We start from the raw sequence: 23,790 nt of genomic DNA on the forward strand, positions 1-23,790 counted from the left end.
AATCCATGGAAAACGGTCCGATTGTAGCCCGCGGCCACGCGCCGCCCGGGCGCGCGCCGGCGCATGGCCGGCGCGTGCCGCGCCGGGGTCAGTCCAGGGCGTCGGCCATGGCGCCCAGCTCGTCTTCCATCTGGGTCAGCAGGGCGCGCAGGCGCTCCAGGCGTCCGCGCTCGGGCGAGGCCCCGTCGAGCAGCTCGGCCAGGCGGCGCAGGCGGGTGGCGTGTTCGCGCGCGTCCCAGCGCAGCATCGAGCGGTCGCTGTCGCTGCGCACGCCGTCGTCGGCACCGCAGGTGCTCGGCAGCGGGTGCTCCGGGATGTAGCGCTCGACCACCATGCGCAGGCGACGGGCCAGCTCGAAGTCGCGTCCGGTCCAGGCCGCGGACAGGGCCCTGACGTCCACTTCCCAGGCCTCGAAACTGGCCCGCGGGCCGATATGGGTGCCGTCGGGATCCATCTGGAACGGACGGTCCGGCCGGCCCGCCCAGCGCAGCGTCTCGCGCTGCTCGCGGCGGAACAGCAGCAGCCAGACGCCGCTGCCCTGCCCCAGGCGCACGGCGAACAGGCCGCAGGCGTCCGGCTGCGCGTCGGGATGCCAGTCCGCGCCGCGCGCGGTGGCGGCGGCGCCGGCGTGGCCCTGCGTGCCGGCCCAGGCCAGGGCGTGCGCCAGGCCTTCGCCATCCGGGGTGGCCCCGTGTACGTGCCAGCCGCCGTCCAGACACACCGCCACGCCATCGGCTTCCACCGAGCCCAGCACCAGGTCCAGCATCTCCGGCAGCAGCGCGGAGGCGGCCTCCGGACCGGCGGCGCGGTGCAGGCGCCCTTCCAGCGCGTCGCGATGGCTGCGGCGCACGGCGTCGATGCGCGCGGAGCTGCGCAGTTCGTGCGCGTCGAGGATCATCGACGCGTGGCGGCCCACCATCTCCAGCGCGGTGCGCTGGCGTGCGTTCACCGGCCGCGGGCTGCCGTGGTGGCAGGCCACCAGGCCCCACAGCCGGCCATCGACCACCAGCGAGATCGACATCGAGGCGGCCACGCCCATGTTGCGCAGGTACTGCAGGTGCACCGGCGAGACCGCGCGCAGCACGTCGAAGCTCATGTCCAGCGGGCCCTCGAGCTCGGGCGACTGCATCAGCGGCTGCGGCTCGGCGGTGACGTCGGCGATCACCCGCACGCGGTTGCGCAGGTACAGCGCGCGCGCCTGCGGCGGGATGTCGGACGCCGGGTAGCGCAGGCCCTCGTACGAGGCCAGGCCGCCGGCCAGCGCCTCGGCCACGACTTCGCCGCTGTAGTCGGGCAGGAAGCGGTAGACCATCACCCGGTCGTAGCCGGAGATGCGCTGCACCTGGCGGGCGATGCTGGGCAGGAAGTCGCCGTTGCCGGCCGCGGCGTCGAGCCCCGAGACCATGGCGTGCCCGCCTTCCAGCGGCTGGCCCAGGCCCGAAGGTTCGATCTCCAGGTGCACCAGCCCACCGGCGGCATGGGTGGAGATGTCGTGCAGCGCGCCCATCGGGCCGACGTTGGCGGCGCAGGCGAACTGCGAGGCACCGCTTTCACCGCGCGCGAGCACCGCGTTGACCGCGGCCAGCGACGCTCGGTCGAGCAGCGCCTCGATCGGCTGGTGGAGGAGCGCGGCCATCTCGCCGGCGTCGAACAGCTCCACGGCGTTGGCCGATGCGGCGAGGATCCGCAGGTCGCGGGCGTGGTAGGCCAGCAGCACGCCGGGCGGCTGCACGGCGCCGATGACGTGGATCGGCTCGCGCGCGCATTCGGCGAGGGCGTGCTCGAAGCGGGCGCGGTCTGACACAGGGTTCTCTGACAGTGCGTGCTGCGACAGGTCGGGCGCGGACAGCTTGGGGTCTGGCTTCATGCCGTGATTCCTCCGGGGGCGAGGCGCGAATGGACGATGGCGAAGCCATCGCGTGCGCCGGACGTGGCGGCGGCGGCGTGTGCGTCGGGCAGCGTGGCCAGCAGGCGGACGAAACGTCCCCAGCGCGGCGGGTCCGCGGTGATGTGGTCGAGGAAGCGGCGCGCGCCGCGGACTTCCGGGTGCCCGGTGGCGAGCGCGCTGACGTCGCGCGCGAGCAGGCGCGCGCCGAGCGCGGAGCCTTCGATCACGTAACAGCCGCCGAGCCAGTGCGCACGGGTGGCGGGCGCGGGGGCGCCGGTGGCCGCGCTGGCGACGCCGAGGGTCGCGCAGTCGGCGCGCAGGCAGTCGAGTCGCACGCCGTCGTGCCAGGCCGCGTCGCGGCCGGCCCAGTCGCCGCGATGGCCGAGCGCAAGCCATTCGGCCAGCGGCAGCAGTGCACCGAGGTAGCGGCCGTAATCCCGGAGATTCCGAAGGCCGTGCGGCAGCAGCGCATCAAGGGCGTCGTGGGTACCACGCGTGGCGCTGCGGACCTCTGCAAGCACGCTCGTGGCATCGAAGCCCCTGACTGCAGGCGCTGTCGTATTCGGCATCGGGATCCAATGGGCGGGGACAGGCCGCCCTGCGACCGCATTCAACCACCGACGCGCCTCCCGCACCACCGTGTCCACCTGAACCTGTTCAGTTTAGTCGGCAAGCCCGGCGGTGAAGCGCCGGCGCCGCTGGGCGCGGGTTTCCGCCGACGCGTGCAGGCCCACGCGTGCACCGCTGCGCCGCTTGCCGAGCACGGTGGCCACCAGCGCGGCCACCGTCGCCGGATCGTCGTCGAAGCCGCCGTGGGTGGTCGCTCGCGCCGCGCCGGCATCGCCCAGCGGGCGGTCGTTGGGCGACTGCACCCAGTCGAGGCGGCCCTCGGCGATCGCCTTGTGCACGCGTTCGTAGCCCCAGGCCTGGTCGGCGGGTTCGCGGGCCTCGATGAAGCGCGCCATGCCGGCCAGCGGCGTGCCCTGGCGCAGGCGGCGGTCGATCCAGTTGCGCGGCTGCTGCTCGAAGGCGCGCGCCACCAGGTACAGCAGCGACTTGTTGTAGATGCGCAGGCAGTGGTCGTCCTGCTCGGCGGCGTCGGTGAGGGTGAAGAGCGCCGCGCGCTCCACCGCCCGCGACTCGATCGCCGGCAGGCAGGCCTGGATGAAGCTGTCCATGTCCAGCGCCGGCGCCCACAGCGTCAGGCTGGCCACGCGCCCGCCCATGCCCAGCATCCCCTGCGCCGGGCCGCCGATGATCTGGCCTGGCCGCGTCAGCAGCTGCAGCAGCGGCGCCATCAGGATCGCGCCGGCGCTGTGCGCGGCGAGGTGGATCTCGACGCTGGCATCCTCGCGCCGCCACTCGTCCAGCAGCCGCGCCACCTGGGCCGCGCCACCGTTCTCGACGAAGCCGCCGCCCGGCGCCGCCGACACCGCGGTGGTGGCGAGCCGGGCATTCTCCTTCATCTCGTCCCACATCAGCTTGCCGCCGATGGCGCGCGCCAGCGGCTCGATGGTGTCGTCGATGCGGTCGAGCAGCAGGTCCTTGGCCGCGTCGATCACGCCCTCGCTGCGCGGACGCGCGGCGTCCTTGAGGATGTTGCCGAGCGTGGACCAGAGGTCGGTCTTCCAGATGAAGCACAGCGGGTAGACCTGCTGCGCCAGCATCGTCTGGCGGAAGTCGGCGGCGCGCTGGATGGCGGCATCCTCGGGGACCAGGCCGCCGTGCGCGTACAGCAGCACGCGCTTCTTCTTCCAGCCGGCGATGATCGCGCGCATGTCCTGGCGCACGATGTTGCGCACGTCCTCCTGGGTGCAGGCGAAGCGGCCCTCGCAGCGCAGCGCGCCGTTGTTGCCCAGGCTGATGACGTGCGGGCGCAGGTCGGCCTGCGAATAGCCCACCGACTGCCGGCCCAGCGGCGAGGTGCTGACGGCGGCGGAGCTGGCGCGTTCGAGTTCGACCGGCACCGCCAGGCGCGCCACCCAGACGTCGGTGCCGCGTTCGAGCCATTCGTCGTAGCTGATCCAGCCATGGCCCAGCTGGCCCCAGCCTTCGCCCCAGGAGTTCTGCAGCCAGAAGCCGCCGCGGTCGTAGCCGACGATCGCGTAGGCGTGCCAGCCGAGCACCGGCTGCTGCGCCCAGCGGATGCGGCCGCTGGCGGCGGGTGCGTCCCAGCCGTCGTGCACGGCGGACGAGGCGTAGAGCACGCCGGTCTCGGCGAAGGCGGCGTGCATCGCCACCAGGTCCTTGTGGTTGACGCGGGCGTAGGCGCCGAGCGGGTTGCGCAGGGCGTCGCGCGCGCGCTCGTCGGTGTAGGGCTCGAGCGTCAGGCCGGGGTTATAGGGCCAGAGCTCCTCGGAGCAGACGCCGTGGCGGTGCCAGGCCTTCATCGCGCCGCGGCAGCTGGAGCCGGAATAGCCTTCGCCCTCCCATTCGTCGTAGCGGCGCGCCATGTCGTAGAACATGCGCGTGCTGACGCGGGCGTCGTCGGGTTGCGGGCGGCGACGGCGCAGCAGTGCGTGCGCCACGGTGGCGAGACCGAAGGCGGTGCACGCGCCGTCGCTGCCCTGGTCGAGGACCGGCACGCCCTGGGCGAGGAAGTGTTCGAGCGGCGACTCGGTGGGCACGTCGACCAGCGTCGGCTCGAACATGCGGTCGCGGAAGTCGGCGGTGTCGGGGCGGGCGTCGAACAGCCGGCGCGTGCCGGAGTCGAGCGAGGCGATCGCCGGGGGCGGTGCGGGACGTGCAGCGGCCATGCCTGGATCTCCCTGTCTGGCGTGGATCGAACGTGCTTCCCCTGTGCCGACCCTTTTACACCCGCCGCTCCTGCAAGGGCGCGCGGTTATAGTGCCGGCCTTCGGGGGACAGGGACGGACATCAGGTGATCAGCCGGGCGCGGCGCATCATGCTCTGGGGCGCCTTCACGCTGGCGGTGCTGGTCGCCAGCGGCCTGCTGCTGGCCGACCGGCTGACGCCGCCCAACACCGGGCAGGCCTCGTGGGCGCTGCCGGTGGCCCGCGACGACACCCCGCTCGACCGCGAGCTGGCGCCGCTGCTGGCGCAGCATCCGGGCCAGACCGGCGCGATCACCCTGGTGGACGGCATCGACGCCTTCGCCGCGCGCGCGATGTCGGCGCGCCAGTCCGGGCGCAGCCTCGACCTGCAGTACTACATCTGGCACGACGACCTCACCGGCCGCCTGCTCGCACGCGAGGCCTGGCTGGCCGCCGAGCGCGGCGTGCGCGTGCGGCTGCTGCTCGACGACATCAACGCCGGCGGCAAGGACACGCCGCTGCTGGTGCTCGACGGCCACCCGAACATCCAGGTGAGGCTGTACAACCCGTTCCGCAACCGCGACGGCATCGCGCGCCTGCTGGAGATGCTGCAGCGCGGCTTCAGCCTCAACCACCGCATGCACAACAAGGCCTGGATCGCCGACGGGCGGGTGGCGATCGTGGGCGGGCGCAACGTCGGGCTGGAGTATTTCGGCGCCTCGGACGCCAGCAACTTCCACGACCTCGACCTGCTGCTGTTCGGCCCCGAGGTCGAGCAGGCCAGCCGCATCTTCGACGCGTTCTGGAACAGCGACGCGGTGGTGCCGCTGTCCGACCTGGGCAGGCTGGGCATGGACGACATCCGCGCGACCGCCGAGGTGATCGGCGGCGAGGCGCGCACGGCCGACGCGCGGCGCTACATGGAACGGGTGGAAGGCTCGCCCACGGTGCGCGCCTACCTGCGGCAGTCGCTGGAGCCGCGCTGGAGCGGGCGCATCCGCGTGGTGTCCGATCCGCCGGTGAAGCGGCCCGGCGACGAGACGACCGGTTGGCTGGTGGGCCAGGTGGACGCGGCCCTGCGCGGCGCGCGCGACGCGGTGCTACTGGTCTCGCCCTATTTCGTGCCCGGCGATGACACCTCGGAGATGCTGACCACGTTGGCTGCGGAGGGCGTGCACGTGGGCGTGGTTACCAACTCGCTGGCGGCCAACGACGTGGTGGCGGTGCATGGCGGCTACGCGAAGTACCGCCCGCGGCTGCTGGACGGCGGCGTGCACCTGTACGAGCTGCGGCCCGAAGCCGCCGTCAACGGCGACGTCGACGTCGATGCTGACGGCCCGGCCAACGTGCGTCCGCGGGCACGCGGCGCGGGCAGCAGCGGCGCCAGCCTGCACACCAAGGCCTTCCTGGTGGATGCGCAGTCCGGCTTCATCGGCTCCTACAACCTCGATCCACGCTCGGCGTACCTGAACACGGAGATGGGCGTGTTCTTCGATGATCCCGGCCTGGCCGCCGACCTGCGCGCGGAGTACCTGCACCTGGCCGGCCCGGCGCTGAGCTGGAAGGTGGTGGCGGATGCCGAGGGCGACCTGGCGTGGCTGGACGCCGCCGCGCAGCCGCCGCGGCTGCTGGCGACCGAGCCGGCGGCCAGCCGCTGGCGCCGGCTGCAGGCCTGGGTGTTCCGCCGGCTGCCGCTGGAATCGCAGCTCTAGGCGGTCCGCAGGGATGCTGCGCTGCGGCATCCGGCCATACCCGCGCGCACGGGAAATCACCGCGCCGGCGGCGTAGAATGTCGGGCCTGTCGCCTTCCCGGACCCCGTGTCCGGTGCACCGGCGGCCGTACAACCAGCACCCCACCCAAACCACCGGCCACCCCGCGCCCAGCGCGGGATGGTGAGCCGGCTGCGGAGTCCCGAATGATTTTCGAGCACCTCGATACCTACGGCCACGAACAGGTCGTGTTCTGCCACAACAAGGACGCCGGCCTGAAGGCCATCATCGCGATCCACAACACCGTGCTGGGCCCGGCGCTGGGCGGCACGCGCATGTGGCCGTACAAGACCGAGCAGGACGCGCTCAACGACGTGCTGCGCCTGTCGCGCGGCATGACCTACAAGAACGCGGTGGCGGGCCTGGACATCGGCGGCGGCAAGGCCGTGATCATCGGCAACCCGGCCACCGACAAGTCCGAGGCGCTGTTCCGCGCGTTCGGCAAGGCCGTGCAGTCGCTGGGCGGCCGCTACATCACCGCCGAGGACGTGGGCATCGACGTCAACGACATGGAGCACGTCTACAAGGAGACGGAATTCGTCACCGGCGTGCACCAGGTCCACGGTGGCTCGGGCGACCCGTCGCCGTTCACCGCCTACGGCTCGCTGCAGGGCCTGATGGCCGCGCTCAACGCCAGGTTCGGCGACGAGGAAGTGGGCAACTACAGCTATGCCGTGCAGGGCCTGGGCCACGTCGGCATGGAATACGTGAAGCTGCTGAAGGAGCGCGGCGCGAAGATCTTCGTGACCGACATCAACCAGGCGCTGGTCGACAAGGCCGTCACCGAATACGGCTGCGAGGCCGTGGGCCTGGACGAGATCTACGACGTCGACGCCGACGTGTACTCGCCCTGCGCCCTGGGCGGCACGGTGAACGAGGAGACCCTGCCGCGGCTGAAGGCCAAGGTGATCTGCGGTTCGGCCAACAACCAGCTGTCGACGAACGCCATCGGCGATGAAGTCGAGAAGCGCGGCATCCTGTACGCACCCGACTACGCGGTGAACGCGGGCGGCGTGATGAACGTGGCGCTGGAGATGACCGGCTACAACCGCGAGCGCGCCATGCGCCAGATGCGCACGATCTACCACAACCTGACGCGCATCTTCGAGATCGCCAAGCGCGACGGCATCCCGACCTACAAGGCCGCCGACCGCATGGCCGAAGAGCGCATCGACGTGATGGGCAAGCTGAAGCTGCCGATGGGCCGCACCGCCCCGCGCTTCCACGGCCGCATCCGCGGCGGCGCGTAAGCACCGCTGAAGCCGTGATCGACGACGGGGCCTGGTGCCCCGTCGTTGTTTTCGAAAACCTCGTTTGTGAAGCACCGCGCCGCGCGCAGACGCGCCGGGCGCCAGGACTGGAGTGACCGAAATGCGCACCTTCCCGCTGGGTGAAGAACTCGACGCGCTGCGCGATGCCGTGCGCCGCTTCGCGGAGGCCGAGATCGCGCCGATCGCCGAAGCCGTCGACCACGACAACGCCTTCCCGCAGGCGCTGTGGCCGAAGCTGGGCGAGATGGGCCTGCTCGGCCTGACCGTGCCCGGCGAGTACGGCGGCAGCGGGATGGGCTACCTCGCCCACCTGGTAGCAATGGAGGAGATCTCGCGCGCCTCGGGTTCGATCGGCCTGTCCTACGGCGCGCATTCAAACCTGTGCGTCAACAACCTGCACCACAACGGCAGCGACGCGCAGCGCGCGAAGTACCTGCCGAAGCTGTGCAGCGGCGAGTGGAAGGGCGCGCTGGCGATGAGCGAGCCGGGTGCGGGCTCCGACGTGGTGGGCTCGATGGCCTGCCGCGCGGAATTCCGTCCTGGAGCGGGGCGCGACGGCGCGTGGGTCGCCAACGGCAACAAGATGTGGATCACCAACGGCCCCGAGGCCGACGTGCTGATCGTCTACATGCGCACCGCGGGCAAGGACGCCGGCAGCCGCAGCATGACCGCGTTCATCGTCGAGCGCGGCATGAAGGGCTTCAGCACCGCGCAGAAGCTGGACAAGCTCGGCATGCGCGGCAGCAACACCTGCGAGCTGGTGTTCGAGGACTGCGAGATCCCGGCGGAGAACGTGCTGGGCGAGGTCAACCAGGGCGTGCGCGTGCTGATGTCCGGCCTCGACACCGAGCGGCTGGTGCTGACCGGCGGCCCGATCGGGCTGATGCAGGCCGCGCTCGATTCCGCCTTGCCCTATGTGCGGGAGCGCAGGCAGTTCGATGCGGCGATCGGCACCTTCGGCCTGATGCAGGGGAAGATCGCCGACATGTACACCGCGCTGCAGTCGTCACGCGCCTACGCCTACCAGGTGGCGCGCGACTACGACGCCGGCCACCGCTCGCGCATCGACCCGGCCAGCTGCCTGCTGCACGCGTCCGAGGCCGCGGTGCAGGTGGCGCTGGAAGGCATCCAGGCGCTGGGCGGCAACGGCTACATCAACGAGTACCCGACCGGCCGGATCCTGCGCGACGCCAAGCTGTACGCGATCGGCGCCGGCACCAACGAGATCCGCCGCATGCTGATCGGCCGCGAACTGTTCGAAGACCGCGCCTGAGGCTCCCCGCCCCCGTGTTCCTGTAGGAGCGGCTATAGCCGCGATCGCCCTGCACGATCCGTCGCGATCGCGGCTATAGCCGCTCCTACAGGGTCCCGGGCCTCGTCAGGGTCCCGGGCGCCGTCAGGGTCCGGGAAGCGGCCCTCAGAATCCCTGGACGTAGCGCAGCGACACCATGCGGTCGCGGCCGCGCGGGCCGAAGCGCTGGTCGTAGCCGAGCCCCAGCAGGGCGTTGTGCCCCAGCCACGTCCGCGCGCCGAACCCGAACACGCCGCCCGACCGGGTCGCGGCCTGCCCCGGCAGCGGCGCCCAGGCGTCGGCGCCCACGAAGCCGGCCTGCAGGTCGAAGCCGCTGGCCGACAGCGTCTCCTGCCACTCGCCATAGCCATGCAGGTCCAGGCCCTGCCAGGCGCGCTGGACGCGCAGGCCGGCCAGCGCCTGGCTGCGCGCGGCGTCCCATGCGCCGACGCGCAGGCCGAAGCCGTCGGCGCCGCTCTCGCTGAAGCCATCGCTGCGCAGGCGCACATGCTCCGCGCCGAGATACGGCGACAGCGCGAAGCCCGCCGCCTCGAACCGGTAGCCGGCCTCGACGCTCGCGCTGGTGTAGTCGCCGGAATAGCGGCTCGAGACGCCCGAGCTGCGCTCACCGGCGAACAGCCGGCGCTCGACGTCGCGCTCGAAGCGCCCCGCGCCGGCCTGGCCAAGCACCCAGGCATTGCCGTCCACCCAGCCCGCGTAGGCCGTGCCGGACGTCTGCCGATCGTGCGAACGGTCGCCGAGGCCATCGACGCGTCCATGTGCGCGCGCCTCGCCGAAGGCGAAGCCGGCCACGCGCCCACCGCCCAGCGCGCTGTCGCTTCCGATCATCCAGCCGTCCAGCGCGAAGCCGTTGCCCGCGAAGCCGCCCTCGCCGCCCGCACCCAGGCTGCGCTTCCACACGCCGGCCCCTTGGGCGCCGCCGTCGAAGGCATCCAAGCGCGAGGACAGCGCGCGCCGCCCCAGGTCGATGGTGTCCAGGGTCGCCGCCACCGAGGCGGCGTGCAGCTCGCCGGACAGGCTGGACAGCGCCTGCGCGGCGCGCGCGGCGCTGTCGACCTGCTGCAGCTCGCCGGCCACGCGGATGAAGCCGCTGGCGACGCCGCCCTCCTGCGGCTGGTCGAGCAGCTGGAAGGCATGCTCGACGCGTTCGGCCGAGGCCATCGCCGCCGGCGTGAACCCGCCCAGGGCGGCCATCGTGGCCGCCACGTCCAGCCGGACGATGTCGAGCCAGACCAGGTCGCCGCCATAGCGCAGGGTGCCCTGCAGGAAGATGCCGCTGCCCCAGGTCAGGTCCTCGAACATCCCGGTCACCCCGCCGGCCGCATTGATCAGGTCCTCGCGGCGCGCGGTGGTATAGCCGGGCTTGACCCCGGCCACGTGCAGGTCGCCGCCCTGGATCTGCGCGCTCCCGGCCACGTCCATGCGCTGGCCCAGCGAGACCGCGAAGGTGGCACCGTCGCGCTGCAGGTAGTCGCCGCCAACCGTGGTCACCGTCTGGCTGCTGCCGCTGGCCGTGCCGCGCAGGTCGACGCGCCCGGCGTTGTCGATGTCGCCGTCGACGCGGGTGCCGAGGCCGAATCGGCCGTTGGCGTCCACGCGCACGTCGCCGGCGACCGCGCCGTTGACGGCCAGGGTGCCGCGGGTGACGACGACGCCACCGGCGTTGCCGGCGGCCGCATCGAGCACCAGGCTGCCGGTGCCGCCCTTGACCAGGCGGCCGTCGCCCGACAGGTCGTTGCCCCAGGTCGAGGTGCCGCCATCGAAGGCGACGCTGAAGTCGCCCCAGTCGAGCCGCGCGGGGCCGCGCACCGCCTTGCCCGCGTCCAGCGCGCCATGCCCGAACAGCGGGTCCACGCCGGGCGTGCCGAGGTCGGTGGCAGTGCCCAGCAGGGTCTGGCGCACGGCGTCGTTGTTGAAGTACGGGAAGGCCTCCCAGACCAGCGCCGCGGCTCCCGAGACCAGCGGGGCCGCAAGCGAGGTGCCGGTCCAGCGCCAGTACCCGGGCGAGGTCGGCCCGTCATTGGTACCGGTCACCACAACCGAGCCCGGCGCGACCATGCAGTAGTCCATGGCGATCCCGCAGGCGTTGGAATAGTCAGCCAGCTGGGTCGGGTCGTAGCGGTCCAGCGCCGAGACGGCGATCCAGCCGCGCTCGAGCTCCGCCGCCGGCAGGCTGCCGTTGGGCCCCTGCTGACTGGGCAGGGCGGCCATGTCGGACGGATCGTTGAAACCCGCGTTGCCGTTGGCGAACACCACCAGCCCGTCGTTGTCGAGGATGAAGCGGCGGTACTCGGAGGCGATGCCCGCGGTGGCGTTGGGATTGGTCCAGTACAGGCCACCCCAGGAGTTGTTCATGATCCGCACGCCCCGGTTGATCAGGTCGGTGTGGATGCCGGCCAGCCCCAGCGGGCCGTCGACCTGGTTGCCCTCGCCCGAGCCGTCGTCCTCGGGCGGGTTGTCGTTGATGATCCGCGCCGAGACGATCCGGGCGCCCGGGGCCATGCCGCCGGGCCAGGTCCCGAACGGGCTTCCGGCCGCGGCCTGCGCCACCGCCGTGCCATGGCCGACCACGTCGTCCACCGCGAGGTTGTTGCCGCTGCCGCCGATGTAGGTCAGGTTGGCGGCCACGCGCCCGGCGAGCGCCGGATGGTTGCGGTTGACGCCGCTGTCGACGATGCCGATGCGGATGCCGGCGCCGGTGAAGCCGGCCTGGTGCGCAGCGCCCGCGTTGGTCTGCAGCAGGTGCGCGCTGTTGGCCGGGATCGGCGTGCCGACCACGGGCGGCGGCGTGGCCGGCGGCGGCGCGACCGGGGGCGGATCGGGTCGGATGTTGTCCCCGCCGCCGCCTCCCCCGCCTCCACAGGCGGCGAGGATGGCCGTGGCGAGCACGGCGAAGGGCAGCGACCGCGGCATCGTGCGGCGGTGGTGGGTCCTGGGCATGTCCGTCTCTCCCCGAGCGGTCTGGCGTGATCGCACTGATTACGTGAAAACGCCAGGCGGGCCAAGTGGGGCCGGCCGCAAACCGGCACGGCGTCTCGGACCAATGGCCGGTGGCGGGCCCATGCTGCAGTGCGATAATGGCCGGACATACCCCACGGAGCTCCTCCCATGACCGACGTCGTCATCGTCGGTGCCAAGCGCACCGCCATCGGTTCCATGCTCGGCCAGTTCACCGGCGTGCCCACCCCGACCCTCGGCGCCGCGGCGATCGAAGGCGCGCTCGCCCATGCCGGCGTGGCCGGTGACCAGGTCGACGAAGTGATCATGGGCTGCGTGCTGCCGGCCGGCCTCGGGCAGGCGCCCGCGCGCCAGGCCTCGCGCGCGGCGGGCATTCCCGATGCCGCGGGCGCGACCACCATCAACAAGGTCTGCGGCTCGGGCATGAAGGCGATCATGCTGGCCCACGACGTCATCAAGGCCGGCTCGGCCAAGGTGGTCGTGGCCGGCGGCATGGAGTCGATGACCAATGCGCCGCACCTCCTCAACGGCTCGCGCACCGGCATCCGCTATGGCACCGCCGGGTTCCTCGACCACATGGCCCATGACGGCCTGACCAATCCCGACGACGGCCAGGCCATGGGCGTGTTCGGCGACGCCACCTGCGCGAAGCTCGGCTTCAGCCGCGAGGCCATCGATGCGTTCTCGGCCGAGAGCGCGCGCCGCGCGCAGAAGGCGATCGCCGACGGCACGTTCAAGGACGAGATCGCGCCGGTGACGGTCAAGTCCCGCAAGGGCGACGTGGTGGCCGACACCGACGAGGAGCCGGGCAAGGTCAACCTGGAGAAGATTCCCGGCCTGCGCGCGGCCTTCGGCAAGGAGGGCGTGCTGACGGCGGCCTCGTCGTCGAAGATCTCCGACGGTGCCGCCGCCACCGTGGTCATGTCCGCCGACGAAGCCTGCAGCCGCGGGCTGCAGCCGCTTGCGCGCATCGTCGCCCACGCGACCCATGCGCAGGCGCCGGAGTGGTTCACCACCGCGCCGATCCAGGCGATCGAAAAGGTGCTGGAAAAGGCCGGCTGGTCGGTGCAGGACGTGGATCTGTTCGAGATCAACGAAGCGTTCTCGGTGGTCGCGATGGCGCCGATGCAGGAGCTGGGCATCGCGCACGACCGGGTCAACGTCAACGGCGGCGCGGTGGCGCTGGGCCACCCGATCGGTGCCAGCGGCGCGCGCCTGGTGGTGACCCTGCTGCATGCGCTCAAGGCACGCGGCGCCAAGCGTGGCGTGGCCTCGCTGTGCATCGGCGGCGGCGAGGCGACGGCGATCGCGGTCGAGCTTGCCTGAACCGTTGACGATCCCTTGACGACGGCGGCACCACACTGCCGCTTGACAGTCGTGAGGGGGTTGCCGTCATGATATGCGGCGCACTTTCGTGCGTTAACCAAATTCCACGACGAGGAAAAGCAACAATGAGCATGAACAAGCTGCTGATCGCGCTGGCGCTGGGCCTGGGCCTGGCCGCCTGCTCGAACCAGGACCAGGCGAACAACGCCGCCGCGGACGCTGCCGAGGCCGCTGACCAGGCTGCCGCTGACGCCGCCCTGGCCGGCACCACCGCTGCCGACTCGGCCGCCGACAGCGCTGCCGCTGCCGCCGACGCCGCTGCCGATGCCGCCGCCGACGCCGCTGCCGCGGTCGAAGGCTCGGCCGAGGCCGCTGCCGCCGACGTGGCGCAGGACGCCGCCGACGCCGCCGAGTCCGCCGCCGACGCGACCGAAGAGGCCGCTGACGAGGCCGTCGAGCAGTAATCACTGCTCGGCACCATCGGATGTAAAACCGGGAAGCCGCTGGATCTCCAGCGGCTTTTCCGTATCCACTCCCACCGGGCCGCGATGCGGTTCCACACCACCACGAGGATCGACACCATGAAGATCAAGACCGCCATCCTGGCCGCCGCCTGCATCTTCGCGCTGGCCGCCTGCCAGAACGACGGCACCACCGCCGACCAGAACGCCGCCGAAGCCGAGGCCGCGATGGAGCGTGCCGGCGATTCCGCCCAGGACGCCGCCGTCGCCGCCGGTGACGCCGCCGAAGCGGGCGTGGACGCCGCCGCCGCCGCGACCCGCGACGCCGCCGCCGAAGCCGAAGCCGCCGCCGACCGGGCTGCCGCCGACGTCGAAGCTGCCGCGCAGAACGCCAGCGAGGAAGCCCGCGCCGCTGCCGCCGAGGCCGAAGCCCGCACCCGCGAGGCGACGTCCGACGCGCTCGAGAACGCTTCCGACGCCGCCGACAAGGCCGCCGAAGACGTGCGCAACTGATCCACCGCTGTACCGGACGGCCCGCGCCCGCGGGCCGTCCGCTTCGCGCCACGGCGCGACCGAGGACCGACGTGATGGATATCCGCCCGTTGCTGTTCCTGCTGCCGCTGGGCTTCGCCCTCGCCGCATGCACCAATCATGAGCCGGTCGCCGATGGCGACGACGGCTACGACCGCGCCACCGTACCCACGGACGCCACCGGCGACAGCGACCAGGACGTGGCCGGCCTGACCGGCGGCGCCGCGACGCCCGGCACCGGCGAGCCGCGCGCCACCGGCGTCACCGGCGAAGGCCCGGCCGTTGCCGGCGGCCTCAACGCCGCCGAAGCCGAGACCGTGGCCATCGAGGCCACCGGACAGGACGCGAACGACTCCGCCGCCGCGGACGTGGCCGGCGCGGAAGGCGCGACCCGCGATGACAATTCCAACCAGTACGAGCGCGCGCCCGTGGCGAGCGACGCGGTGGAAGCCGGCTACAACGACGACGACAGGGACGGCGGCGACTGAGCGCCTGCGGGTATCCTTGGGGGCCCTGCCAGCCTCCGGTTCCCGCATGCCCGCACTGAAGTCCAGCCTCGATCCCCGCTCGCAGGAGTTCCAGGACAACGTCGCCTTCCACCGCGCACTGGTGGACGAGCTCGACGCGCGGCTCACGCGGGCCGCGGACGGCGGCGGAGACACCGCCCGCGACAAGCACGTCGCACGCGGCAAGCTGCTGCCGCGCGAGCGCATCGCCGCCCTGCTCGACCCCGGATCGCCCTTCCTCGAGATCGCGCCGCTGGCCGCCGAGGAGATGTACGACGGCGCCGCGCCCGCGGCCGGCATGGTCTGCGGCATCGGCCGGGTGATGGGCCAGGAAGTGGTGGTGGTGGCCAACGATGCCACGGTCAAGGGCGGCACCTACTTCCCGATGACGGTGAAGAAGCACCTGCGTGCGCAGGACGTGGCGCGCGAGAACAATCTTCCCTGCGTGTACCTTGTCGACTCCGGTGGCGCGTTCCTGCCGCTGCAGGACGAGGTCTTTCCCGACCGCGAGCACTTCGGCCGCATCTTCTACAACCAGGCGCGCATGAGCGCGGAGAACATCCCGCAGGTGGCGGTGGTGATGGGCAGCTGCACCGCCGGCGGCGCCTATGTGCCGGCCATGTGCGACGAGAGCATCATCGTCAAGGAACAGGGCACGATCTTCCTCGGTGGCCCGCCGTTGGTGAAGGCGGCTACGGGCGAGGTGGTTGACGCCGAATCGCTTGGCGGCGCCGACGTGCATACGTCGGTCTCCGGCGTGGCCGACCATTTCGCCGAGGACGACCGCCACGCGCTGCAGATCGCGCGCGACATCGTCGGCACGTTCAACCGCCGCAAGGTGCTGCCGGTGGCGACGCGGCCGGTGGCCGAACCGCTGTTCGCGGCCGAGGAGCTATACGGCATCGTGCCCAGGGACACGCGGCGCCCGTTCGACATCCGCGAGGTGATCGCGCGCATCGTCGACGGCAGCGAATTCCAGGAGTTCAAGGCGCGCTACGGCAAGACCCTGGTCACCGGCTTTGCGCACCTGCATGGCTATCCGGTCGGTATCGTCGCCAACAACGGCATCCTGTTCGGCGAGAGCGCGCTCAAGGGCGCGCACTTCATCGAGCTGTGCAACCAGCGCGGCATCCCGCTGGTATTCCTGCAGAACATCACCGGCTTCATGGTCGGTCGCAAGTACGAGAACGCCGGCATCGCCAAGGACGGCGCGAAGATGGTCACCGCCGTCGCGTGTTCCAGCGTGCCGAAGTTCACCGTCGTCATCGGCGGCAGCTTCGGCGCCGGCAACTACGCCATGTGCGGCCGCGCCTACGGCGGCCGCTTCCTGTGGATGTGGCCCAACGCGCGCATCAGCGTGATGGGCGGCGAGCAGGCCGCAAGCGTCCTGGCGACCGTGAGGCGCGACGGCATTGAAGCCCGCGGCGGCGAGTGGAGCCCTGGCGACGAGGAGGCGTTCAAGGCGCCGATCCGCGACCAGTACGAGCACCAGGGCAGCCCGTGGTACGCGACCGCGCGGCTGTGGGACGACGGCATCATTGATCCGGCCGACACCCGACGCGTGCTGGGCCTGGCGGTCTCGGCCTCGCTCAATGCCCCCATCGAGCCGGCCCGCTTCGGCGTGTTCCGCATGTGACCCCCGCTCCGCGGGCGTCTTCTGTAGGAGCAGCTACAGCTGCGATCCGTTCACTCCGGGATCCACGTTCGTGTGTTCGAGGTAGGCCGGAGTTATGAGGTCGGCGGGATCGCAGCTGTAGCTGCTCCTACAGGGGGTCGTCCGGGGGGCCGCACGGGGCGGGAGTGGCGCTAAGTCCTTGTCGGGCTTCGGATTGCGTGCGCTGGGTCACAGGCCTGTGAAGGTGGCGTCATGATATCGTCGGCCTCCCCCCTGCCCCGCCCGTTCCGAGGAATCCCCGCGCCATGTCCATCTTCCCGCAAGGCTCCGCCAAGAAAGACCTGCCCTTCAAGGACGCCGTCGCCCCCGCGCGCGAGCCTTCCCCGGCGATCGCCTCGTTCGAGCCCGCCGAAACTCCTTTCCAGGCCACCCAGCGCCCGGCAGCGCCCGCGGCCCCGCAGGCGCGTGAATCCGTGATCGCATCCGACCTCACCATCGAAGGCAAGATTTCCGGCAGCGGCAACGTGCGCATCGCCGGCAAGTTCAAGGGTGATGTCAACGTCGAGGGCGACCTGACCATCGACGGCGGCGCCCGCCTCAACGGCGGCGTGCGCGCCAGGCGCGTGACCGTCGCCGGCGAGCTGGAAGGCAACATCGAATCCGCCGAGCGCGTCGAGCTGCAGCCCTCCGCGGTGCTGGTGGGCGACGTCAAGGCCGGCACGCTGACCGTCGCCTCGGGCTCGCGCATCCGCGGCCACGTCGAGTGCGGCTGGGACGATGCCGGCACCGCCACGGGCAAGGACGACAAGGCGCAGAAGGACAGCAGGGACAAGGCCGGCCTCGACGTCGTCCCGTGAACCAGCGCCCCGGCGCGGCAGGTGCCACCCGCACCTGCCCGCACTGCAAGACCCTGATCCTGGAAAGCGCGACGGTCTGCCCGTCGTGCCGCCACTACCTGCGCTTCGACGACAAGGCGCAGGCGGTCGAGGTCACCCGTGCGCTGCAGGTCGAGGGCGAGATCCGGCACCCGTCCGAAGGCGGCGCCTGGGAATACTCGGTGGTGCTGACCATCCGCGACGACGAGGGCAACGAGGTCTCGCACCAAGTGGTCGGCGTCGGGGCGATCCACCCCGGTGACGCGCGCACCTTCACGCTGTCGGTCGACCTGACCCCGACCAGCGACATGCGGCGCATGCCCAAGCGCCCCAACTCGCGCTCGCGCCACTAGCCAAGCGCCGCCCCTGCAGGAGCGGCTACAGCCGCGGTCAGCCCCTCACGGACTCCACCGCCTCGACCCGCGCCGCCCCTGCAGGAGCGGCTACAGCCGCGATCAGCCCCTCACGGACTCCACCGCCTCGACCTGCGCCGCGCCTGTAGGAGCGGCTACAGCCGCGATCAGCCCATCAGGAAGTCCACCACTGCCCCGACCTGCGCGGATCGCGGCTGTAGCCGCTCCTACAGGGGCAGGTCATTCCGGGTGGCAGGTCCATCCGCATAGGCAGACCCTCAGTGGCAGCCCTCGACAGGTGCAGGCGCCGGGTCAGCTGCAGCCGCTGCAGCTGCCGCAGGCCTTGGCTCCGGCCGGTGTCGGCGGGGCGATCCTGCGGCCCAGCGCGCGCAGCCAGGCCGGCCGGCCGTCGCGCACCATCGGGATCGCCACCGCCACGCGCAGGCGACGCGCGGCGAGGGGGAACTGCCGGCGCAGCACCATCCACGCGCTGAGGGCGACCACCGCCGCGACCACGACGTACTGCAGCGCGAGGCCGGCTTCCATCAGCCCGCTCCCAGCGTCTTCGCCACCTGGTAGGTCACCAGCGACGCCAGGTAGGCCAGCCCGAACAGGAACAGCGCGTTGACCGCCATCAGCTTCCACGAGCCGGTCTCGCGGCGGATCGCCGCCCAGGTCGCGATGCACTGCGGCGCGTAGATGAACCACACCAGCAGCGACAGCCCCGTCGCCAGCGACCAGCCGTCGCTGATGATCGGAAGCAGGGCTTCGCTGGCCGCCGCGTCGTCGGCCGCCAGCGCGTAGACCGTCGCCAGCGACGCCACCGCGACCTCGCGCGCGGCCAGTCCCGGGATCAGCGCGATGCAGATCTGCCAGTTGAAGCCCAGCGGCGCGAACACCGCCGACAGCGCATGGCCGATGCGCCCGGCGAAGCTGTAGTCGATCGCCGGGCCGACCGCGTCGGCCGGAGGCGCCGGGAACGACAGCAGGACCCACAGCAGCACCGTCAGCGCGAAGATGATGCCGCCCACGCGCTTGAGGAAGATCATCGCGCGCTCGTACAGCCCGATCAGCAGGTCGCGCGGATGCGGCACGCGGTAGGAGGGCAACTCCAGCATCAGCGGATGCTCGCTGCGGTCGCGGCGCCAGCGCTTCATCGTCCACGACACCGCCAGCGCGCTGGCGATGCCGGCCATGTACAGCCCGAACAGCACCAGCCCCTGCAGGTGGAAGCCGCCGGCGACCTTCCGCGCCGGGATGAAGGCGCCGATCAGCAGGGCGTATACCGGCAGCCGCGCCGAGCAGGTCATCAGCGGCGCGACCATGATCGTGGCGATGCGGTCGCGCGGATCCTGGATCGAGCGCGTGGCCATGATGCCGGGCACCGCGCAAGCGAAGCTCGACAGCAGGGGGATGAACGAACGCCCCGACAGTCCGGCCGAGGCCATCATCCGATCGAGCAGGAAGGCCGCTCGAGGCAGGTAGCCCGACTCCTCGAGCGCAAGGATGAAGGCGAACAGCACCAGGATCTGCGGCAGGAAGACCACGACCCCGCCGAGTCCGGCGATCAGGCCGTCGACCAGCAGGCTGCGCAGCGGCCCGTCCGGCATCGCATCGCCCACCGCGCCGCCGAGCCAGGCCGTGCCGGACTCGATCAGGTCCATCACCGGCGTGGCCCAGGCGTAGACCGCCTGGAAGATCAGGAACATCACCACCGCCAGCGTCAGCAGGCCGAACACCGGGTGCAGCAGCCATCGGTCGAGCGCGTCGTCGACGTGGGCGGTGCGCGTGGGCATGGCCACGGCCAGCGCCAGCAGGCGGCGGGTCTCGGCGTGGAGCGCCTCGTCGGTGGTCATCGCGTGCGCCACCCCGCCCAGCCGCCTTTCCGGAGCCCGCGGCGCGGCGGCCATGGCCTCGATGCCTTCGACCAGCGCGGCCGCGCCGTCCTGGCGGACCGCGACGGTTTCCACCACCGGCACGCCGAGCTCGGCTTCCAGCACAGCACGGTCGATGCGCACGCCGCGGCGTGCCGCCACGTCGACCATGTTCAGCGCCAGCACCATCGGCCGGCCGAGCTCGCGCACCTCCAGCGCGAAGCGCAGGTGCAGCCGCAGGTTGGTGGCGTCGACCACGCAGACGATGACGTCCGGGGCGGGCTCGCCGGGATAGAAGCCACGGCAGAGGTCGCGGGTGATCGCCTCGTCCAGGCTCGAAGGCACCAGGCTGTAGGCGCCGGGCAGGTCGAGCACGGCGTAGGCGCGGCCCGAGGGCGCGAGCAGCCGGCCCTCCTTGCGCTCGACGGTGACCCCGGCGTAATTGGCGACCTTCTGCCGGCTGCCGGTGAGCTGGTTGAACAGCGCGGTCTTGCCGCAGTTCGGGTTGCCGACCAGGGCCAGGCGGGGGACGACGGCGGCGAGCTCGCTCATGCGGCGGCGTCACGCGCGCGCGCGGCGCGCGACTCTCCGGCCAGCCCGGTGCCGCACGCGTCCTCGACCGCCGCCAGCAAGACCCGCGCGGCCTCCTCGCGCCGCAGCGCGAAGCGCGTATAGCCGACCTGGACCAGCAGCGGCTCCGCGCCGAAGGGCCCGGCGGCGGTCACCTGCACGTCCTCGCCGGCGACGAAACCCAGCTCGCGCAGGCGCCGGGCGATCGGATCGTTTTCGAAGCGCGCCTCGACGCGCTCGACCACGCCACGCACGCGGCGCGGAAGTTCGGAAAGCCTCACGGGCAGGTCCGGTTGGGAATGGTTCTCATTATAAAGCGCGCCGGACCGGCCGGTATCATCGGCCATCCTCTTTTTTTCAAGGCCTTCCCATGTCGGCAAACCTCACGCTGGCCCGCGAGGGCGCGGTCGCGCGCCTGCGCCTGGACCGCCCTGCCCTGCACAACGCCTTCGACGACGCCCTGATCGCCGCGCTGACCGAGGCGCTGCAGGCGCTGGGGCGCGACCCCGGCGTCCGCGTGGTGGTGCTGGAGGCGGCGGGAGCCTCGTTCTCGGCCGGCGCCGACCTCAACTGGATGCGCGGCATGGCCGCCGCCAGCGAGGACGCCAACCGCGAGGACTCGCTGCGCCTGGCACGGCTGATGCGCACCCTGGACGAACTGCCCAAGCCGACGATCGCGCGTGTCCAGGGCGCGGCCTTCGGCGGCGGCGTCGGCCTGGTGGCCTGCTGCGACATCGCCATCGGCGTGGCCGGGGCGACGTTCGGCCTGACCGAAAGCCGCCTCGGCCTGCTGCCGGCGGTGATCTCGCCCTACCTCATCCGCGCCATCGGCACCCGCAACGCCCGCCGCTACTTCGCCACCGCCGAACTCTTCGACGCCGCCGAAGCCCTGCGCATCGGCCTGCTGCACCAGGTCGTGCCGGCGGACGCACTGGACGTCGCCATCGACCGCCAGCTCGCCCTGCTCCTCAAGGCCGCGCCCTTCGCCGCATCCGACGCCAAGCGCCTGGTCCGCGAAACCGCCGCCGCCACCGACCGCGACCGCCTCGACCACGACAACGCCGCCCTCATCGCCGCCCTGCGCGTCTCCCCCGAAGGCCAGGAAGGCCTGGGGGCATTCCTGGACAAGCGCAGGCCGGGTTGGGTGGAGTGACAGGAGGAGCTTATTTGGCCACGGATCTGCGCAGATAAGAGCGGATTTACACGGATAGAGCGGTTTAGAGTGGGCACGGCTATCGGGAGGTGGGCGCATGGATGCGGCCGGCGGTGGATTGGTGTCTGGCGGACTCAGCGGGAAGGTGATCGGGGCGTTCTTCGATACGTACAACGAGCTGGGGCACGGATTTCTCGAGAGCGTGTACGAAGCGGCGCTGGCCGTCAGGCTCGAGGAGTGCGGGTTTGATGTAAGGAGACAGGTGCCCATTGACGTGCGATTCCACGGGCAAGTCGTCGGCCAGTTCAGGGCCGACATGCTCGTCAACGATCATTTCCTCATCGAGATCAAGGCCGTCCTCCGGATCGCTCCCGCGCATGAAGCCCAACTCATCAACTACTTGAAGGCCACCGGCATCCGCCTCGGGCTTCTCCTCAACTTCGGCCCGAGCCCGGAATTCCGCCGCCGCGTTTTCTCTTAGACTCTCCCCTGCTTTATCCGTGTAAATCCGCTCTTATCCGCGCAGATCCGTGGCCAAAAAAATGCTCTCGAAGATCCTCATCGCCAACCGCGGCGAAATCGCCTGCCGCGTCATCCGGACCTCCCGCCGCATGGGCATCGCCACGGTGGCGGTGTACTCGGAGGCCGACGCCGGCGCGCAGCACGTGCAGCTGGCCGACGAGGCCTGGCCCATCGGGGGACCGCGGCCGCAGGACAGCTACCTGCGCGGCGAGGCGATCATCGCGGCGGCGCTCGCCAGCGGCGCGCAGGGCATCCATCCCGGGTATGGATTCCTCAGCGAGAACGCGGACTTCGCCGATGCGGTCGAGGCCGCGGGGATGGTGTTCATCGGGCCGAAGGCGGACTCGATGCGGCGCATGGGCAGCAAGGCCGGGGCCAAGGAGCTGATGGCGGCGGCCGGGGTGCCGGTGGTGCCGGGCTATACCGGCGAGGACCAGGCGCCCGGACTGCTGCAGCGCGAGGCCGACCGCATCGGCTACCCGCTGATGATCAAGGCCGCGTACGGCGGCGGTGGCAAGGGCATGCGCATCGTGCGCGCCGCCGACGGCTTCCTGCCCGCGCTGGAAAGCTGCCAGCGCGAGGCGCGCAATGCCTTCGGCCGCGACCGGGTGCTGCTGGAGCGCTACATCGAGTCGCCGCGGCACATCGAGATCCAGGTGTTCGCTGATGCGCAGGGCAACACCATCCATTTGAACGAGCGCGAGTGCTCGGCCCAGCGCCGCTACCAGAAGGTGCTGGAAGAGGCGCCCTCGCCGTTCCTGACGCCGGAGCTGCGCGCGCGCATGGGCGATGCGGCGGTGCTGGCGGCGCGGGCGATCGGCTACCAGAACGCCGGCACGGTGGAGTTCATCGTCGCGCCCTCGGGCGAGTTCTTCTTCATGGAGATCAACACGCGGCTGCAGGTCGAGCACCCGGTGACCGAGCTGGTGACCGGGCTTGACCTGGTCGAGTGGCAGCTGCGGGTCGCCGCCGGCGAGCCGCTGCCGCTGGCGCAGGCCGACGTTGCCCAGCGCGGGCACGCGATCGAGGTGCGCCTGTACGCCGAGGACCCGGACGCCGGCTTCCTGCCCGGCTCGGGCCGCCTGCAGCGCCTGCGCCTGCCCGCGGACGCCGACGGCGTGCGCATCGATTCGGGCGTGGTCGAGGGCGACGTGGTGACGATCTTCTACGACCCGATGATCGCCAAGCTCATCGTCCACGCCGACGACCGCGCCGCGGCGCTGGCGCGCCTGCGGTCGGCGCTGGCCGCCTGCGTGATCGAAGGACCGAAGTCCAACATCGCCTTCCTCGAGCGGCTGGCCCGGCACCCCGCCGTGGTCGAAGGCCGCATCGACACCGGCTACCTCGACCGCCACCTGGACGAGTTCATCGGCGACGACGGCGCACCGGCCGAAGGCGCGGATGATGCACGCGCCGCGGCCGTGGTCGCGACGCTGCTCGGAACCGAGGCCGAGGCGCGCTGCGCGGCGGCCGGCAGCGGCGATCCCGGCTCACCCTGGGGCATCGCCGATGGCTGGCGCCTGGGCCATGCCGGGCTGCGCCGCGTGGTCCTGGGCGAAGGCGACACGCGCCAGGTCGCGGTCGCGCACGGCGCCGGCGGCGACTACCGGATCGCGTTCGCCGACGCCGCGCCGCTGCGCGTGGAAGGCGCCCGGCTGGCCTCGGGCACCCTGCATGCGCGTTTCAACGGCCGGGGACTCCGCTACGCGCTCGACACCGACGGCACCGCCGTGCGCCTGCACGACGGGCGCCGCCACTGGCGCTTCGAACGCGTGGGGGCCTACGAGCCCGCGCGCAGCGAGGGCGCGGGCGGCGGCAACCGGGTTGCGGCGCCGATGCCGGGGCGTATCGTGGTCACGCGGGTGCAGGCGGGCGAGCGCGTCAGCGAAGGCCAGGAGCTGCTGGTGATGGAGGCGATGAAGATGGAGCTTGCGCTGAAGGCGCCGCGCGACGGCGTGGTGGGCGAGGTGCTGGCGCGCGAAGGCGACTTCGTCGATGCCGACGCCGTGCTGGTCACGCTGGAGGACTGAG

General features: G+C 71.8%; 20 protein-coding genes. 13 read left to right on the plus strand and 7 right to left on the minus strand.

Annotation, left to right across the window (positions count from 1 at the left end):
• Positions 1–88: 88 nt before the first annotated feature.
• From JG616_RS08960 to JG616_RS08970, 3 genes are all read right to left on the minus strand, one after another.
• Positions 89–1,867, minus strand: a complete 1,779-nt coding sequence (locus JG616_RS08960; protein WP_199392375.1) for a GAF domain-containing protein — start codon at positions 1,865–1,867, stop codon at positions 89–91.
• A complete protein-coding gene (locus tag JG616_RS08965; protein WP_199392376.1) occupies positions 1,864–2,457 on the minus strand; it encodes a biliverdin-producing heme oxygenase in 594 nt (197 codons plus the stop codon). Before JG616_RS08965 ends, JG616_RS08960 begins: the two co-directional genes overlap by 4 nt.
• Positions 2,458–2,550: 93 nt before the next feature.
• On the minus strand, positions 2,551–4,644 hold the full coding sequence (locus JG616_RS08970; protein ID WP_199392377.1) for a C1 family peptidase: 2,094 nt from the start codon (positions 4,642–4,644) through the stop codon (positions 2,551–2,553).
• Between the two features lie 125 nt (positions 4,645–4,769).
• Between JG616_RS08970 and JG616_RS08975 the strand changes: the two genes are divergently transcribed.
• The 3 genes from JG616_RS08975 (at position 4,770) to JG616_RS08985 (ending at position 8,976) form a co-directional block, all read left to right on the plus strand.
• Positions 4,770–6,374, plus strand: a complete 1,605-nt coding sequence (locus tag JG616_RS08975; protein WP_343225003.1) for a phospholipase D family protein — start codon at positions 4,770–4,772, stop codon at positions 6,372–6,374.
• A gap of 204 nt (positions 6,375–6,578) precedes the next feature.
• Entirely contained in the window at positions 6,579–7,682 is a 1,104-nt protein-coding gene (locus JG616_RS08980) for a Glu/Leu/Phe/Val dehydrogenase (protein ID WP_199361745.1), read from the plus strand.
• A gap of 121 nt (positions 7,683–7,803) precedes the next feature.
• On the plus strand, positions 7,804–8,976 hold the full coding sequence (locus tag JG616_RS08985; RefSeq protein WP_199392378.1) for an isovaleryl-CoA dehydrogenase: 1,173 nt from the start codon (positions 7,804–7,806) through the stop codon (positions 8,974–8,976).
• Positions 8,977–9,120: 144 nt separating this feature from the next.
• Here the strand turns inward: JG616_RS08985 and JG616_RS08990 are convergent, their stop codons facing one another.
• Positions 9,121–11,955, minus strand: coding sequence for an autotransporter serine protease (locus tag JG616_RS08990; RefSeq protein ID WP_235973071.1), 2,835 nt, complete (start codon positions 11,953–11,955; stop codon positions 9,121–9,123).
• Between the two features lie 168 nt (positions 11,956–12,123).
• Between JG616_RS08990 and JG616_RS08995 the strand changes: the two genes are divergently transcribed.
• From JG616_RS08995 to JG616_RS09025, 7 genes are all read left to right on the plus strand, one after another.
• Complete coding sequence (locus tag JG616_RS08995; protein ID WP_199392379.1) at positions 12,124–13,299, plus strand: acetyl-CoA C-acyltransferase; 1,176 nt, start codon at positions 12,124–12,126, stop codon at positions 13,297–13,299.
• A 125-nt stretch (positions 13,300–13,424) separates the two neighbouring features.
• Positions 13,425–13,763 carry a hypothetical protein gene (locus JG616_RS09000; RefSeq protein ID WP_199361742.1) on the plus strand — a complete coding sequence of 113 codons (339 nt, stop codon included), beginning with the start codon at positions 13,425–13,427 and terminating at the stop codon, positions 13,761–13,763.
• 117 nt (positions 13,764–13,880) lie between these two features.
• Positions 13,881–14,273, plus strand: a complete 393-nt coding sequence (locus JG616_RS09005; RefSeq protein WP_199392380.1) for a hypothetical protein — start codon at positions 13,881–13,883, stop codon at positions 14,271–14,273.
• A 74-nt stretch (positions 14,274–14,347) separates the two neighbouring features.
• Positions 14,348–14,779, plus strand: coding sequence for a hypothetical protein (locus JG616_RS09010; protein ID WP_199392381.1), 432 nt, complete (start codon positions 14,348–14,350; stop codon positions 14,777–14,779).
• A gap of 46 nt (positions 14,780–14,825) precedes the next feature.
• Positions 14,826–16,433 (plus strand): carboxyl transferase domain-containing protein, encoded by a 1,608-nt coding sequence (locus JG616_RS09015; protein WP_199392382.1) that lies wholly within the window; start codon positions 14,826–14,828, stop codon positions 16,431–16,433.
• A gap of 284 nt (positions 16,434–16,717) precedes the next feature.
• Positions 16,718–17,269: a polymer-forming cytoskeletal protein gene (locus JG616_RS09020; protein ID WP_199392383.1), complete on the plus strand. Its 552-nt coding sequence runs from the start codon at positions 16,718–16,720 to the stop codon at positions 17,267–17,269.
• Positions 17,266–17,640 carry a hypothetical protein gene (locus JG616_RS09025; RefSeq protein ID WP_199392384.1) on the plus strand — a complete coding sequence of 125 codons (375 nt, stop codon included), beginning with the start codon at positions 17,266–17,268 and terminating at the stop codon, positions 17,638–17,640. Before JG616_RS09020 ends, JG616_RS09025 begins: the two co-directional genes overlap by 4 nt.
• 312 nt (positions 17,641–17,952) lie before the next feature.
• Here the strand turns inward: JG616_RS09025 and JG616_RS09030 are convergent, their stop codons facing one another.
• From JG616_RS09030 to JG616_RS09040, 3 genes are read right to left on the minus strand one after another with little or no spacing between them, the layout of a single operon-like run.
• Complete coding sequence (locus JG616_RS09030; protein WP_199361736.1) at positions 17,953–18,186, minus strand: DUF6587 family protein; 234 nt, start codon at positions 18,184–18,186, stop codon at positions 17,953–17,955.
• Entirely contained in the window at positions 18,186–20,066 is a 1,881-nt protein-coding gene (locus JG616_RS09035; RefSeq protein WP_199392385.1) for a ferrous iron transporter B, read from the minus strand. Before JG616_RS09035 ends, JG616_RS09030 begins: the two co-directional genes overlap by 1 nt.
• Positions 20,063–20,365 carry a FeoA domain-containing protein gene (locus JG616_RS09040; protein WP_199361734.1) on the minus strand — a complete coding sequence of 101 codons (303 nt, stop codon included), beginning with the start codon at positions 20,363–20,365 and terminating at the stop codon, positions 20,063–20,065. Before JG616_RS09040 ends, JG616_RS09035 begins: the two co-directional genes overlap by 4 nt.
• An 89-nt stretch (positions 20,366–20,454) precedes the next feature.
• On the opposite strand from JG616_RS09040, the gene JG616_RS09045 reads away from it, so the two are divergent.
• The 3 genes from JG616_RS09045 to JG616_RS09055 all read left to right on the plus strand — a co-directional run bounded on the left by JG616_RS09045 (position 20,455) and on the right by JG616_RS09055 (position 23,789).
• Positions 20,455–21,237, plus strand: coding sequence for an enoyl-CoA hydratase-related protein (locus JG616_RS09045; protein ID WP_199392386.1), 783 nt, complete (start codon positions 20,455–20,457; stop codon positions 21,235–21,237).
• Between the two features lie 97 nt (positions 21,238–21,334).
• On the plus strand, positions 21,335–21,718 hold the full coding sequence (locus tag JG616_RS09050) for a GxxExxY protein (protein ID WP_199361732.1): 384 nt from the start codon (positions 21,335–21,337) through the stop codon (positions 21,716–21,718).
• A 61-nt stretch (positions 21,719–21,779) separates the two neighbouring features.
• The gene (locus JG616_RS09055) at positions 21,780–23,789 is read left to right on the plus strand and encodes a biotin carboxylase N-terminal domain-containing protein (RefSeq protein ID WP_199392387.1); all 2,010 of its coding nucleotides are present in this window, start codon (positions 21,780–21,782) and stop codon (positions 23,787–23,789) included.
• The last annotated feature ends 1 nt before the right edge of the window (position 23,790 follow it).

It is taken from the genome of Luteimonas sp. MC1895 (genome assembly GCF_016457215.1).
Classification (GTDB): domain Bacteria; phylum Pseudomonadota; class Gammaproteobacteria; order Xanthomonadales; family Xanthomonadaceae; genus Luteimonas.